Origin of the sequence: Luteibacter anthropi (assembly GCF_011759365.1) — a bacterium.
Classification (GTDB): domain Bacteria; phylum Pseudomonadota; class Gammaproteobacteria; order Xanthomonadales; family Rhodanobacteraceae; genus Luteibacter; species Luteibacter anthropi.
Genome location: NZ_JAARLZ010000009.1, coordinates 14696 through 28681, shown reverse-complemented (window position 1 = coordinate 28681; position 13986 = coordinate 14696). Strand labels below are relative to the sequence as shown.

General features: G+C 64.9%; 14 protein-coding genes. 10 read left to right on the top strand and 4 right to left on the bottom strand.

The features are described from left to right. Positions 1-24: 24 nt before the first annotated feature. The 3 genes from HBF25_RS15965 to putA all read right to left on the bottom strand — a co-directional run bounded on the left by HBF25_RS15965 (position 25) and on the right by putA (position 4631). Complete coding sequence (locus tag HBF25_RS15965; RefSeq protein ID WP_166950131.1) at positions 25-507, bottom strand: DUF2599 domain-containing protein; 483 nt, start codon at positions 505-507, stop codon at positions 25-27. Positions 508-521: 14 nt separating this feature from the next. Further along, on the bottom strand, positions 522-1286 hold the full coding sequence (locus tag HBF25_RS15960) for a hypothetical protein (protein WP_166950129.1): 765 nt from the start codon (positions 1284-1286) through the stop codon (positions 522-524). Positions 1287-1478: 192 nt separating this feature from the next. Continuing rightward, positions 1479-4631, bottom strand: a complete 3153-nt coding sequence (gene putA, locus HBF25_RS15955) for a bifunctional proline dehydrogenase/L-glutamate gamma-semialdehyde dehydrogenase PutA (RefSeq protein ID WP_166950127.1) — start codon at positions 4629-4631, stop codon at positions 1479-1481. Positions 4632-4797: 166 nt separating this feature from the next. On the opposite strand from putA, the gene HBF25_RS15950 reads away from it, so the two are divergent. The 6 genes from HBF25_RS15950 to HBF25_RS15930 all read left to right on the top strand — a co-directional run bounded on the left by HBF25_RS15950 (position 4798) and on the right by HBF25_RS15930 (position 10069). Beyond that, complete coding sequence (locus tag HBF25_RS15950) at positions 4798-5304, top strand: DUF2244 domain-containing protein (RefSeq protein WP_208392629.1); 507 nt, start codon at positions 4798-4800, stop codon at positions 5302-5304. Continuing rightward, a complete protein-coding gene (coxB, locus tag HBF25_RS15945; protein ID WP_166950125.1) occupies positions 5301-6203 on the top strand; it encodes a cytochrome c oxidase subunit II in 903 nt (300 codons plus the stop codon). The genes HBF25_RS15950 and coxB overlap by 4 nt, the downstream gene beginning before the upstream one ends. A 37-nt stretch (positions 6204-6240) precedes the next feature. After that, entirely contained in the window at positions 6241-7854 is a 1614-nt protein-coding gene (ctaD, locus tag HBF25_RS15940) for a cytochrome c oxidase subunit I (RefSeq protein ID WP_166950123.1), read from the top strand. A 3-nt stretch (positions 7855-7857) separates the two neighbouring features. After that, the gene (locus tag HBF25_RS22465; protein WP_279588217.1) at positions 7858-7983 is read left to right on the top strand and encodes a hypothetical protein; all 126 of its coding nucleotides are present in this window, start codon (positions 7858-7860) and stop codon (positions 7981-7983) included. 35 nt (positions 7984-8018) lie between these two features. Beyond that, positions 8019-8909, top strand: a complete 891-nt coding sequence (locus tag HBF25_RS15935) for a cytochrome c oxidase subunit 3 (RefSeq protein WP_166950122.1) — start codon at positions 8019-8021, stop codon at positions 8907-8909. Between the two features lie 791 nt (positions 8910-9700). Continuing rightward, positions 9701-10069 (top strand): hypothetical protein, encoded by a 369-nt coding sequence (locus HBF25_RS15930; RefSeq protein WP_166950120.1) that lies wholly within the window; start codon positions 9701-9703, stop codon positions 10067-10069. A gap of 180 nt (positions 10070-10249) precedes the next feature. On the opposite strand, the gene HBF25_RS15925 is transcribed toward HBF25_RS15930, so the two are convergent. Continuing rightward, on the bottom strand, positions 10250-10486 hold the full coding sequence (locus tag HBF25_RS15925; RefSeq protein ID WP_072322441.1) for a twin transmembrane helix small protein: 237 nt from the start codon (positions 10484-10486) through the stop codon (positions 10250-10252). Between the two features lie 41 nt (positions 10487-10527). Between HBF25_RS15925 and HBF25_RS15920 the strand changes: the two genes are divergently transcribed. Genes HBF25_RS15920 through cyoE form a run of 4 tightly spaced genes read left to right on the top strand, consistent with a single transcriptional unit; the run spans position 10528 to position 13880 of the window. Continuing rightward, positions 10528-11238 (top strand): SURF1 family protein, encoded by a 711-nt coding sequence (locus HBF25_RS15920; RefSeq protein WP_166950118.1) that lies wholly within the window; start codon positions 10528-10530, stop codon positions 11236-11238. Between the two features lie 16 nt (positions 11239-11254). Further along, a complete protein-coding gene (locus HBF25_RS15915) occupies positions 11255-11815 on the top strand; it encodes a hypothetical protein (protein WP_166950116.1) in 561 nt (186 codons plus the stop codon). Beyond that, positions 11815-12966 carry a COX15/CtaA family protein gene (locus tag HBF25_RS22270; RefSeq protein ID WP_166950114.1) on the top strand — a complete coding sequence of 384 codons (1152 nt, stop codon included), beginning with the start codon at positions 11815-11817 and terminating at the stop codon, positions 12964-12966. The genes HBF25_RS15915 and HBF25_RS22270 overlap by 1 nt, the downstream gene beginning before the upstream one ends. Then, positions 12963-13880, top strand: coding sequence for a heme o synthase (gene cyoE, locus HBF25_RS22265; protein ID WP_166950112.1), 918 nt, complete (start codon positions 12963-12965; stop codon positions 13878-13880). Before HBF25_RS22270 ends, cyoE begins: the two co-directional genes overlap by 4 nt. Positions 13881-13986 lie beyond the last annotated feature (106 nt).

The following is a 13986-nucleotide window of genomic DNA, read 5'->3' as shown; positions in this document are numbered from 1 at the left end:
CAATTGCAATAGGCCGGCAGGTAGTCAGCCCGCAGGTGTGAACAGCGTCGCCTTGCTGGGGTTGCACTGGGCCGCCTTCGTGGCGGTCAGCCCGACATCGGGCCGGTGAGGCTCCAGGTTCCAGGTGTTGTTGCCGCTGGCGTTGTCGAGATGGCACTGAAGCTGGTCCTTCATTCCCCGCGGGTTCGTGAAGTAGCGCGAATCTCCGAATTTGGTAACCACCTCGTCGAACATGTGGGCGAATTCAGCTGTGCGGGTGATCTGCCGCCCGCAGGACGATGGTGTAAGGCTGAGGCTCCATTGCCCGGCATTATCGCCGTCCGTACGCAGGATCCATTCGCCACTCAGTATGTATGGATTGCAGTTCAGTTCCTGGATGTGGCCACCTTTGACCGCGGACGGTGGCGTGGCGACCGCCGTATGGGCGATTGCCAGAAGCATCGCGATCAGTACACCGGCCATGGCGACATGTCTGCGTCGGCGTGTTGTGGAAGATGGCTCGGACATGAGCAGGCTCCTTGTCATGGATGTGCGCGGTTCGTTCCCAGTCGCAGGTACCGGGAAAATTCGCGCCGGTCTCCTGTTCTCGGAATAACGCTGTAATTGATGAAGAACGGGCTACCCTGGTTTTCCGCTATCCATGCCGCGGGTATGGCGAACACCAGGGGTGATGCACCGCTGGCCCGCTTTTCTTCGGTATCGCGCTTGGCGATGCCGGTCAGGCGGACGGTCACCTTGTCCAGGTTGCGGAAATCATCGAGCTTGAGCAGGGTTCCGCCGCTGCCGGTGGCTTCCACCACGGCAGGTTTCAGCTGGGGTACGGGGAGAGGGCCCGTATCCGGCGGCGGTACGGCCTGATCACCCTGCACGTAATCGAAGCGTGCCGGTGCACTGCCCGTCGGTAAGGTGAGCTTTATGACGGGCAGTTTTATGCCCGTGCTGTTCCAGTGGTCCTTCTGATCCCGTTGCGCGATCGGCAGCCCCGAGAGCGATGTATAGAAAAAACCTTCGATCGGTAGCTTCGCGCCAATACCGTTGCTCCATGTGGCGAGGCGCAACTCATTGCTGAGAGAGTTCAGCCAGAAGCTGATCGATGCCATGGCAGCGATGGTCGCGTTGAAGGCGGCGGTTGCACCACTGCCGAGGTCGAAACCGCACTGGCCGTGCCGCTTGACGTCGCCACTTCCACCCAGTGCATTGAAATGCGCGGCCCACTGTGTGCCCGTCGTGATGTTCTGGCCTTGGCAGGGCGCACTCTTGGCCGGTGCGGGTACCGAGAAACTCACTTGCTTGCCGCATCCGGCCGTATCCCGTCCCGGATCGCATGTCTTATGGCGATCGTGTACATGGCGAACTCCTTTTGACCATGAGGGTCTTCAATGTATGGCCGGTCGCCTGTCTGCAACAGGCCCATGAAAAAGGCCGCATTCCTTGCGGAACGCGGCCTTGGTGCGGCGAGTGCCGAATCAGCTTAGTGATTACTCGCCGATGGTCAGCAGCGAAGCGTTGCCGCCGGCCGCCGTGGTGTTCACGGTGAGCGTACGCTCGCCGGCGAAACGCAGCAGGTAGTGCGGGCCACCGGCCTTGGGGCCCGTGCCGGACAGGCCTTCGCCGCCGAAGGGCTGCACGCCGACCACCGCACCGATCTGGTTGCGGTTGACGTAGCAGTTGCCCACGCGCGCGCGGCTGGAGATGAACTCGATGGTGTCGTCGATGCGGCTGTGGATGCCCAGCGTGAGGCCGTAGCCGGTGGCGTTGATCTGGTCGACGACCTTCTCCAGGTCGGCGGCCTTCCAGCGGATCACGTGCAGCACGGGGCCGAACACTTCGCGGGTGAGCACGTCGAGCGACGGGATCTCGTAGGCGCGCGGAGCGAAGAAGGTGCCGTTGGCGGTGGCTTCCGGCAGCGCGACTTCGGCGATCTTCTTCGCTTCGCGATCCATGCGGGCGGCGTGGTCAACCAGGATCTTGCGGGCATCCTCGTCGATGACGGGACCGACATCGGTGGAGAGCAGGCCCGGGTCGCCGATCTTCAGCTCGGCCATGGCGCCGGCCAGCATCGAGATGACCTTGTCGGCGATGTCTTCCTGCACGAACAGGATGCGCGCGGCAGAGCAGCGCTGGCCGGCCGACTGGAAGGCGGAGGCCACCACGTCCTTGACGATCTGCTCGGGCAGGGCCGAGGAGTCGGCGATCATGGCGTTCTGGCCGCCGGTTTCGGCGATGAGCGCGGCGATCGGGGCGTTGCGGGCGGCAAGGGCGCGGTTGATCGCCCAGGCGGTGTCGGTGGAACCGGTGAAGGCCACGCCCGATACGCGCGGATCGCGGGTGAGGGCGGCGCCGACCGTAGCGCCGTCGCCCGGCAGGTACTGGAGCACGTCGGCCGGCACGCCGGCGTCGTGCAGCAGCTTCACCGCGAGGTGGCCGATGAGCGAGGTCTGCTCGGCGGGCTTGGCGATGACGGCATTGCCGGCCGCCAGCGCAGCTGCGACCTGACCCAGGAAGATCGCCAGCGGGAAGTTCCACGGGCTGATGCAGACGAACACGCCACGGCCGTTGAGGAACAGCTGGTTGCTCTCGCCGGTGGGGCCGGGGAGCTGTTCCGGCTGGCCGAACAGGCGGCGGGCCATGGTGGCGTAGTAACGCAGGAAGTCGGCGGCCTCGCGGATTTCCGCGATGGCGTCGGGCAGGCTCTTGCCTGCCTCGCGCACGCACAGCGCGATGAACTCGGCGCGGCGGTGCTCAAGCTGCTCGGCGGCGTGCTCGAGGATGGCGGCGCGGCTGGCGGCCGGCAGGCGGTCCCAGCCGTGCTGGGCGGCCACGGCGGCGGACAGCGCACGCTCGACCAGGGCCTGGTCGGCGTTTTCCACCGTGCCGACGATGCGGCGACGGTCGGACGGATCGGTGACTTCCACCTTGGTGCCCGAAGACGCGGCGCCCGCGACCAGCGGGGCGGCCTGCCACGGACCGGTGTGGCGGTTGACGGCGTCGGCGAGTTCGTTGAGCTCGTTGTCGTTTGCGAAGTTCATGCCCATGGAGTTCTTCCGGAGTTCGCCGTAGAGATTGACCGGCAGGGGAATGCGGGGGTGGGGAATGGAGGCGAAGGCGCGGACCGTCTCGCACGGGTCGGCCACGAGTTCGCGCACCGGCACCGACTCGTCGACCACGCGGTTGACAAAGCTGGTGTTGGCGCCGTTCTCGAGCAGGCGGCGGACGAGGTAGGGCAGCAGGTCTTCATGGCTGCCGACCGGCGCGTAGACGCGGCAGGGGACATTGAGCTTGTCCTTGCCGATCACTTCCGCGTAGAGGTCGGCACCCATGCCGTGCAGGCGCTGGTGCTCGTACGGACGACCCTTGGCGATATGGTGGATCGCGGCGATGGTGTGCGCGTTGTGCGTGGCGAACTGCGGGTAGATCAGGTCGCTGCCGGCGTTGAACAGGCGATGGGCGCAGGCCAGGTAGCTGACGTCGGTGTTCGGCTTGCGCGTGTACACCGGGTAGCCCGACAGGCCGTTTTCCTGCGCGCGCTTGACCTCGGCATCCCAGTAGGCGCCCTTCACCAGGCGCACGAACCAGCGTCGGCCGGTGGCGCGGGCCTTTTCCGTCACCCAGTCGATGACGAAGGGCGCGCGCTTCTGGTAGGCCTGGATGACGATGCCCAGGCCGTTCCAGCCTTCCAGCGAGGGATGCTCGAAGACATCGCCGATGATGTCGAGCGACAGCTCCAGGCGATCGGCTTCCTCGGCGTCCACCGAGAGCGCGATGTTGTTCTTGAAAGCCAGCTGCGAGAGTTCGAGCAGCTTGGCGCCCAGTTCGGTACGGGCACGGGCGCGGTTGGGCACTTCGTAGCGCGGATGCAGCGCCGAGAGCTTCACCGAGATCGACGGCGCTTCGAGGTTGCTGGTGAACGGACCGCGGGCACCCAGCGCGTTGATCGCGTCGCGGTAATCCTGCTGGTAGCGCTCGGCCGTGGCCTGGGTGAGCGCCGATTCGCCGAGCATGTCGTACGAATAGCGATAAACGGCGTGTTCTTTTTCCTCGGCGCGGTCGAGGGCTTCCTTGATCGTGCGTCCCATCACGAACTGGTGGCCCATGATCCGCATGGCCTGGCGCACGGCGAGGCGCACCACCGGCTCGCCGGCGCGACCGACGAGGCGGCGAAGGCCGGAGGTGAAGTCCTTGCGGGTTTCTTCGGCGAGGTTCACCAGGTGGCCGGTGAGCATCAGGCCCCAGGTGGAGGCGTTGACGAACACGGACTCGCTCTGGCCGAGGTGTTTCTTCCAGTTGGCGTCGCCGAGCTTGTCGCGGATGAGCTTGTCCGCCGTGCCCTTGTCGGGAATGCGCAGCAGGGCTTCGGCCACGCACATCAGCAACACGCCTTCCTCGGAGGAGAGGTCGTACTGGCGCATGAAGGATTCGACGGCGCTCTGGTCCTTGGCGCGCGCGCGGACGCGGGTCACCAGGCCGGCGGCCACGTCGATGACGTGCTCGCGTTCGGTCGGAGGCAGACTGGCCTGCGCGAGCAGGTCGTTCACGGCCTCGGTTTCGTCGCGCAGCCAGGCGGCTGTGATGCGAGCGCGAGCCGGCTCGGCGCCGGTCGGGAGTTCGGGACGGAGGATGGACGGATTCACTTGGGTGGCTTGGGGACTGGGAGACCGGTCATTGTAGGGTAGGGCGCGGTTTCTTGTGTGTTGCTATGCGGGAGGTCATGGACTGCGACAATCCGTCACGTGACAACCTTGCCGCATCCTGTTGAGCGCCCTATCATCCGAGCGTTCCAGGCACGCCAGGATCTCCATGATCGTGCTTCGACCGACCGCCGCGGGCCAGCCGCGCGTGTTGTGGCTCAGGCCCAACCGTGCGCTGGGAAAGCGCGGTCTGTGGAGGCTCATCCTCGGTCTGGCGGCGATCGCCCTGGCGACGGCGGCGTTCGGTGCATGGCAGGGGAATGTGTTTGCTCCCCTGTTCGCGCTGATCGAGGTCTTCGCGGTGGGTTTCGCGCTTGGCGCGGCCTGGCGGGCCGGCGACAGGGGTGAACGTATCGCCATCGACGGGGATGTTCTGGAAATCCGGGTATGGCCCGGTCGCAGGATGTCGCGCTTCCAGACATACTGGGTCAGGGTAAGGCTGGTCCAACGAAACGGGCGTCAGCACCTTTTGCTTGCGTCGCACGGCAATCAGCTCGAAATCGGCGCGTTCCTTGGGGAAGAGGAACGGGTCGAGGCCTCAAGGAAACTCATGGTGCTGCTGTCCGAAGCCATCCGGCCAGACGCGCAGGTAGGTTCAATAAAGGTGCAAACATGACATCTGGCGGCATCGGACGATCGGTTTCGACGTGGGCTGCGGGAGCCGCGGCTTTGCTGGGAGGGACGGCGGCATGGGCCAATCCGGAACCCAACCAGCTGAACATGACCAAGGGCGTCAGCGAATGGTCGCCCTATGCGATGCACATGGTGGCGTTGTGGGTCTGCGTGGTCATCGGCATCGTGGTGTTCGGCGCCATGTTCATCGCCATGTTCCGCTTCCGCAAATCGCGCGGCGCCGTCGCCGAGAAGTGGACGCACAGCACGAAGCTTGAAATCGTCTGGACGGTCATCCCCGTCATCATCCTCATCTTTCTCGCGCACCTGGCCACCGGTGGCCTCACCACCTTCGCCGACACCACGGGCTCGGAAATGACCGTCAAGGTCACCGGCTACCAGTGGAAGTGGCGCTACGACTACGTCGACTACAAGGGCAAGGGCGTCAACCGGGTGGGCTTCATGTCCAAGCTGGAAGAAACCTCCGACCGCACCCGCCAGCTCCGTTCCAACCTCGACCCTGAAAAGATCAAGGTCGACGGCTACCCCACCTACCTGCTCGACGTCGACAAACCGCTCGTCGTGCCCGTGGGGGTCAAGATCCGCTTCGTGATCGTCGGCGGCGACGTCATCCACTCGTGGTGGGTGCCGGCGCTGGGCTGGAAGATGGACGCCATCCCCGGCATCGCCAACGCGGCATGGGCCAAGATCAAGGAACCGGGCGTCTATCGCGGCCAGTGCGCCGAACTCTGCGGCCAGGACCACGGCTTCATGCCGATCGTGGTCAAGGCAGTGCCGCAGGCTGAATTCGAGCAGTGGCTGGCGTCCCAGGAGGACGCGGCAAACGTCGAGAAGGCCGCGCAGACCGCGCAGGCCGCTCCCGCCCCGGCTCCCCAGGGTTAACCGAATCCACGCAGCATTAGTGTAGAGGTGTAAGTCCATGGCGCATGAAGCCACCCACGACCACCACGATCACCACGGTGCCCCTTCCGGATTCTTCCAGCGATGGGTGATGTCCACGAACCACAAGGACATCGGCACGCTTTACCTGATCTTCTCGCTGACGATGTTCTTCATCGGCGGCGCCTTCGCGATGGTGATCCGCGCGGAACTGTTCAAGCCGGGCATGCAGCTCGTGCAGCCGTATTTCTTCAACGAAATGACGACGATGCACGCGCTGGTGATGATCTTCGGCGCCATCATGCCCTCGTTCGTGGGCCTGGCGAACTGGATGATCCCGCTCATGGTCGGCGCGCCGGACATGGCGCTGCCGCGCATGAACAACCTGTCGTTCTGGATCATGCCGTTCGCGTTCATCCTGCTGCTGTCCACGCTGTTCATGCCCGGTGGCGGCCCGGCCGGCGGCTGGACCATGTACCCGCCGCTTTCCCTGCAGGGTGAGTCGATCGCCTATACGATCTTCGCGATCCACCTGATGGGCATCAGCTCGATCATGGGTGCGATCAACATCATCGCCACCATCCTCAACATGCGCGCGCCGGGCATGGACCTGCTGAAGATGCCGGTGTTCGTGTGGAGCTGGCTGATCACGGCCTTCCTGCTGATCGCGGTGATGCCGGTGCTGGCCGGTGCGGTGACGATGCTGCTCACCGACAAGTATTTCCACACCAATTTCTTCAATGCCGCCGGTGGCGGCGACCCGGTGCTGTTCCAGCACATCTTCTGGTTCTTCGGGCATCCCGAGGTGTACATCATGATCCTGCCGGCGTTCGGGATCATCTCGGAGATCATCCCCACCTTCGCCCGCAAGCCTATCTTCGGCTATCGCGCGATGGTGTTCGCCATCGCGTCCATCGCCTTCCTGTCGTTCATCGTCTGGGCCCACCACATGTTCGCCGTGGGCCTGCCGATGGGCGCCGAGATCTTCTTCATGTACGCCACCATGCTCATTGCGGTGCCGACGGGCGTGAAGGTGTTCAACTGGGTGTCCACGATGTGGGGCGGCTCGATGACCTTCGAGACGCCGATGCTGTTCTCGATCGCCTTCGTGATCCTGTTCACCATCGGTGGTTTCTCGGGCCTCATGCTGGCGCTGGCCCCGGCCGACTTCCAGTACCACGACACGTACTTCGTGGTGGCCCACTTCCACTATGTGCTGGTGACAGGCGCCGCCTTCTCGATCATGGCTGCCGCGTATTACTGGCTGCCGAAGTGGTCGGGCCACATGTACAACGAGACCTGGGGCAAGATCCACTTCTGGTCGAGCGTCATCTCGGTCAACGTGCTGTTCTTCCCGCAGCACTTCCTTGGGCTGGCGGGCATGCCGCGCCGCATCCCGGACTACAACGTGGCGTTTGCCAACTTCAACATGATCAGCTCCATCGGCGGCTTCTGGTTCGGCGCCTCGCAGCTGATCTTCCTGGGCGTGGTGGTCCACTGCGTGTTCTTCTCGAAGAAGAAGGCCGCCGACCGTTCCTGGGAAGGCGCCCGGGGCCTGGAGTGGACCGTGCCGTCGCCGGCGCCGTTCCACACCTTCGACGTGCCGCCGGTCATCCATGACGACGAACTGGCCCACGGCAATACGGAGCACTGATCGATGACGACGATGTCCACCGACGAACTTGCCACGCGCCGCCGCCAGGCGAAGCGCACCGCCATGATCGCGGGTGGCATCGCGCTGGGCATCTTCGTGATGTCGATCGTGCAGATGCTGAAGATCTAGGCCGCCAACGAACAGAACATCCACGGGAAGACACCATGGGTCAGCAGCAACACGACGTCTACTTCGTACCGAGCAAGAGCTATTGGCCGATCGTCGCGGCCGTCTCGATGTTCGTCACCGTGTTCGGTGCGGCGCACTGGCTCAATGCCCAGCCGGGCGATGCCGGCTTCGGCGAGACGATATTCTGGGTGGGCGTGGTGGCCATCCTGGGCATGTTCTTCGGATGGTTCCGCTCAGTGATCCGCGAATCGCTGAGCGGCAGCTACAACGACCAGGTGGACCGCTCGTTCCGCATGGGCATGATGTGGTTCATCTTCTCCGAGGTGATGTTCTTCGGTGCCTTCTTCGGCGCGCTGTTCTACGCCCGCATCTTCTCGGTGCCCTGGCTGGGCGGCGAAGGCCACGGCGTGCTCACCCACCAGTTCATCTGGGAAAACTACAACGCAGCCTGGGGTGCATCGGGCGGCGGCGGTCCGGGCAAGATCGGCGGTTCGTTCCAGACCATCGCGGCCTGGGGCCTGCCGCTGCTCAATACGCTGATCCTGCTGTCGTCGGGCGTCACCATCACCATCGCGCACCATGCGCTCAAGGCGGGCCATCGCAAGGCGCTGCTGATCGGCCTGGGCGCCACGGTGCTGCTGGGCTGCCTGTTCCTGTTCTGCCAGGCGCACGAGTACGCCGAGGCGTACGAGCACTTCAACCTCACCCTGGGCAGCGGCGTGTACGGTGCCACCTTCTTCATGCTCACAGGCTTCCACGGCATGCACGTGACCCTGGGCACGATCATGCTGGCGATCATCTGGGTGCGCTGCGCCAAGGGGCATTTCACGAAGGACGACCACTTCGGCTTCGAGGCCGTGGCGTGGTACTGGCATTTCGTGGACGTGGTGTGGCTGGCGCTGTTCCTGTTCGTTTACGTGCTTTGAGGCGCTGAAGGGTTTCGCTCCGTAGGAAGGGCTCGCCTTCCGGCCTCGCGCTCGGCGCGTGTGGCGTGGTCGCTTAGAGGCGACGGGGGCGGCCCTTGTCGCTCCGGCCTGCGGTGTCCCTCGGGAAAGGAGGAGCCGCTGCGCGGCTCAGTGTCTTATGGCTTACGCCCCTTCGGGCACGGGGAGCGTGCGGGGTTTTTCGACTCGGCTCCTGCCTCGGCGAAAAAGGCCGGCCTTCCTGGCCGGCCCCGCTTCGCGGCATTGTCCGCCCACTCCCCTCACCTCCATCAAGTCGCGCCAAGGGCCGCCCCCGCCGCCTCTACCGATCTCACGGTGATCTTGTAGGAGCGCGCCTGCGCGCGACCGGTTGTCGCGAATATGTTCATCGTTTCGATTCATCCGGTCGCGCGCAAGCACGCTCCTACAATGCAACGGTGCTACCGAAGGGGTGGGGGCGGATCGCATCCGCGATGGGTGCTCACGAAGGTGTGCCTATCGCTCCGCAGGCATCGCCGACACGGCCGGTTCCCACCCTTCGGTAGCTGGGTGTCGAATCATGGTGTGCGACAGGCCCTCTCCGACGTGCGAGAGCCGATCACATTGGCGATCAACCTCGCTCCCGCAACCTGACCCGCAGCTAAAAAATCCATTTCCCTATCCTGAACAGCCCCGGGAAACGTCAATCCCGCGTGAGGCGATTCGCACGATACTGCGACCATCCCCCGGTGCCGGCCCGAAGCCAGCGAGTCGCCACCGTTGCTCCTACGGACTGGTCTTCAGGAATGCGTCCCATGATGGCGTCGCTCAAACCCCTTCTGTTCGCCGCTGTCGCGGTGGCTTCGCTCTCCCTTGCCGGCTGTACCGAATGGGTGCGCCCGGGCACCGACCCGCAGACCCGCGATGCGGACCTGGCCAGCTGCAAGGCCTATGGCTACAACCGCATTCCGCCGAATGTCGTGTCCTACATGTCGAGCGACGGCTACTACGAGAAGGGCGAGACCAAGTGCAAGACGCGCGACGACGGCACCCAGGTCTGCAAGGAGAAGAGCGGCACGTACCACGATCCGGTCTATTCGGATAAGGACCTCAACGGCGACGCCCGCGATGCCATCGTGGACGACTGCATGTACCGCCGGGGTTACGTCCAGCAACAGCGCTAAGGCTGCTGTAGGAGCGCGCCTCGCGCGCGACTCCTGCATGCGACAGGCGCGGCGATAGCCGTGCCTTCGGCCCGGGTCGCGCGAGGCGCGCTCCTACAGGCTATCGGGCGGTGCAATGCCGCCGGATGCCCCCATCGGCACCGATTGCCGCACCGCTCCTTGGCCTGCCCCCGGGCCGCGCTAGAATTGACCGACTCCGTGCGGGTGCAGCCAGCCCATGAAGATGCCCAGCGCCACCATGGCGATGAGCAGCAGTGAAAGACCGATACGGCGGGTGAGGGCCCAGACGGTGCGTTTGCTCTGGCCCTTGTCGGTCATCATGAAGAACAGCGCCTGCCCCAGGTTGAACAAAACCACCAGCAGCAGGATCACCAGCGCGTATTTATAGATGGTTTCCACGTGACCGTTCCGCCCCATTGCGACAATCCGAGTATAGCGGCGGCCACGAGGCTCATTGCATGAGCTTTCTGCGCCGTCCGACGTGGTTCGCTGTCGCACTCACCGTGGCGGGCGTGCTGGTGTTCGTGCGCCTGGGCATGTGGCAGCTGGATCGCGCGTCGGAGAAGGAAGACCTGCTGCGGCGGTATGCCGCGGCCGCGTCGGCCGGCGTGGAGGATTTCGGCCTGATTCCCGAGGTGCCCCCGCCGGATCGCTACCCGCGCCTTGAATTGCGCGGGCACTATGTCGAAGGTCACGAGTACCTGCTTGACGACCAGTCGCATGGTGGCCAGGTGGGCATGCACGTCTATGTGCCGTTCGCGGCGAAGGGGCATGATCGCGATCTGCTGGTCGATCTCGGTTTTTTACCCAAGGAAGGCGGTGCCACGCCGCGGCTGCCTCCGCTGCCGGTGGGCGAGACGACGCTTCGCGGGCTCTACGTGCCGCCGCCGGGCGTGGGCGTGCGTCTGGGCGGCGATCGCCTGCCGGAGCAGAAAGGCCCGCAGAAAACGATGGTCTATGTCGACCTGAAGGAGATCGGTGCCGATCTGGGGCATGGGCTGTATCCGCGCGTGCTGTTGCTCGATGCCGACCCCGCCAGCCTTTATGCGCGCGACTGGACGCCTGCGGTGATGCCGCCGGCGCGCCACCGTGCGTACGCATTCCAATGGTTCACCTTCGCGCTGGTCGCGCTGGTGATTTTCGTGCTTCTGCACCGTAAACGACGATAAGGGACGGCCCCGCTCCATGACCGAACCGAAAGCCCCGCACGCCAGGCCCGGCAACGGCCGCTTCAAGCTGGTGCTCATCATGCTCGTCTTCCTCGCGCCGATCGTCGCGGCGGGGTTGCTCACGCTGAGCGGCTGGCAGCCCGATGGCAAGGGCAACGGCCAGCCCATCGTGCCGCAGCGCAGCGTGGCCGATGTGCGCGTGGATGTGGCCGGCCAGCCGTGGGCCTGGCGGGACAGCGAGCCGCGTCTCACACTCGTGGCGCTGCCGGGGCCTTCCTGTGCCGCACGCTGCGTGGCAACGCTGGGCCTGATGCGTAATGCGCGCATCGTGCTCAATCGCAATGCCGATCGCCTGCGCCTGCTGTATCTCGGCGAGCCGCCGCCCGGTGCGGCGGGTGTGATGGGCGACTATGCCGCTGGCAGCGATGCCGCGAACGCCTTCGCCGAATTCCGTCCGACCGAGCCCGACAGCGTGGCCGCCGTGCTGGTCGAGTCCAATGCCACCGCGCTGGCCTGGTATCCGGCCGGATTCGATCCGAACGGCCTGCGCAAGGACCTCCAGAAGGTGATCCGCTGATGTCTCCCCGTGCAGTGAAAGCCCTGCGCACCCTGGCGTTGCTCGCCGCGCTCTTCGCTTTCTGCGTGGTGATGTTCGGTGCCTTTGTCCGCCTGTCGAATGCGGGCCTGTCGTGCCCCGACTGGCCGACCTGCTATGGCAAGGCCACCTGGCCGGGTCATGCGCAGGACATCGCGCAGGCGAACGAGGCCTTTCCGGATCGCCCCTACGAAACCCACAAGGCCTGGCGTGAGCAGGTGCATCGTTTCCTCGCCGGCAGCCTGGGTGTGATGGTGCTGGCGATTGCCCTGATTTCGGCATGGCGCCGGCGGATGGCCGTGGTGGCGGTGTTGCTGGCGGCCGTTTTCGCTGCGGTGGGTGTCGTGATGTACATGCGGGGCGAGCACGTGGTGTCGTCCGTGCTGTCGGCGTTTGCCATTGCCTTGCCGCTGATCGCTGCCGCGACGCTGGATCGCCCCGGGGCGTGGAAAGTCGGGGTAGTGGCGCTGGCCGTGATCATCTTCCAGGCCATGCTGGGCATGTGGACGGTCACCCTGCTGCTGAAGCCCATCGTGGTGATGGGGCATCTGCTGGGCGGTCTGGCGACGTTTGCCCTGCTGGCCTGGGCCGCATTGCGCTGGTGGCGCATCGGTTCGTCGGACGACCGCTACCGCGCGCTGCGTGCGCCGGTGTCCATCGGCATCGTGGTGCTGGTCTGCCAGATCGCGCTGGGTGGCTGGACCAGCTCCAACTATGCGGCGCTGGCTTGCGGTGTGGATTTCCCGAAGTGCCTCGGCCAGTGGTGGCCGGAGACCGATTTCCACCAGGCCTTCGTGCTCTGGCGCGGTATCGGCGTGAATTACGAGGGCGGCGTGCTGGATATGTCGGCGCGCAGCGCCATCCAGATCGCCCACCGCATCGGTGCGCTGGTGACCTTCTGCTATCTCGCCTGGCTGGCGCATCGCCTGGGTCGTGCCGGCTTGCGGGGCACGGCCATCGCCATCGGCGTGGTGCTGGTGGCCCAGGTGTTGCTGGGCATCGGCAATGTGCATCTTGGCCTGCCGTTGCCGGTGGCCACGGCGCACAATGGCGTGGCCGCCCTGTTGCTGTTTACCCTGCTCATGGCGCTTGCCCGCACGCAGCGCCTGCCCAGGACGATGGAGTCCCTGTGAATACGTTTCGCCAATACCTCGAACTGACCAAGCCGCGCGTCGTCGCGATGCTGGTCTTCTGCGCCGTGATCGGCATGTTCCTCGCCGTGGACTCCGACGGGCAGCGGGTGTTGCCGACCTGGCATTCGGGCATTTTCGGTGCGCTGGGCATCTGGCTGGCTTCCGCCTCGGCGGCGGCGTTCAACCACCTGATCGACCAGCGTATCGACAAGCTCATGGCCCGCACCTCGCACCGGCCGCTGGCGACGGGGCAGCTCACGTCGATGCAGGTATTCGTGTTCGCCATGACGCTGGGTATCGTCTCGATGCTGATCCTGGTGTTCCTGGTGAACATGCTCACGGCGGTGCTCACGTTCTTCTCGCTGATCGGTTATGCGGTGGTGTACACCGCCTACCTGAAGCGTGCCACGCCGCAGAACATCGTGATCGGCGGCCTTGCAGGTGCCGCACCGCCGGTGCTGGGCTGGACGGCAGTCACCGATTCGCTGCATCCGTATGCCTTGCAGCTGCTGCTGATCATCTTCGTGTGGACGCCGCCGCATTTCTGGGCGCTGGCGATCTTCCGCGTGGATGATTACTCCCGCGCGCAGGTGCCCATGCTGCCGGTGACGCATGGCGTGAAGTTCACGCGCTGGCACATCTTCTTCTATACGGTGCTGTTGTTCCTGGTGACGCTGCTGCCGTATCTCACGGGCATGAACGGGCTCATCTACCTGTTTGGTGCGGTGGTGCTCGGTGCAGGGTTCCTCTGGTACGCGGTGAAGCTGTTCAATCCGCCGGATGATTATTTCCCGATGAAGATGTTCAACTATTCCATCATCTACCTGATGGTGTTGTTCGCCTTCCTCCTGGCCGATCACTGGCTGGTGCAGCCGCCGGTGCACCTCCCCGTGCGCTTCGACCCCATCGTGTAGGAGCGCGCCTTGCGCGCGACTATTCATCGCGAAACCCGGTCGCGCGCAGGCGCGCTCCTACAGGGCGAACGGGTCGTTGGCGTCTCCGTCCGCCTTGCGCGTGGCC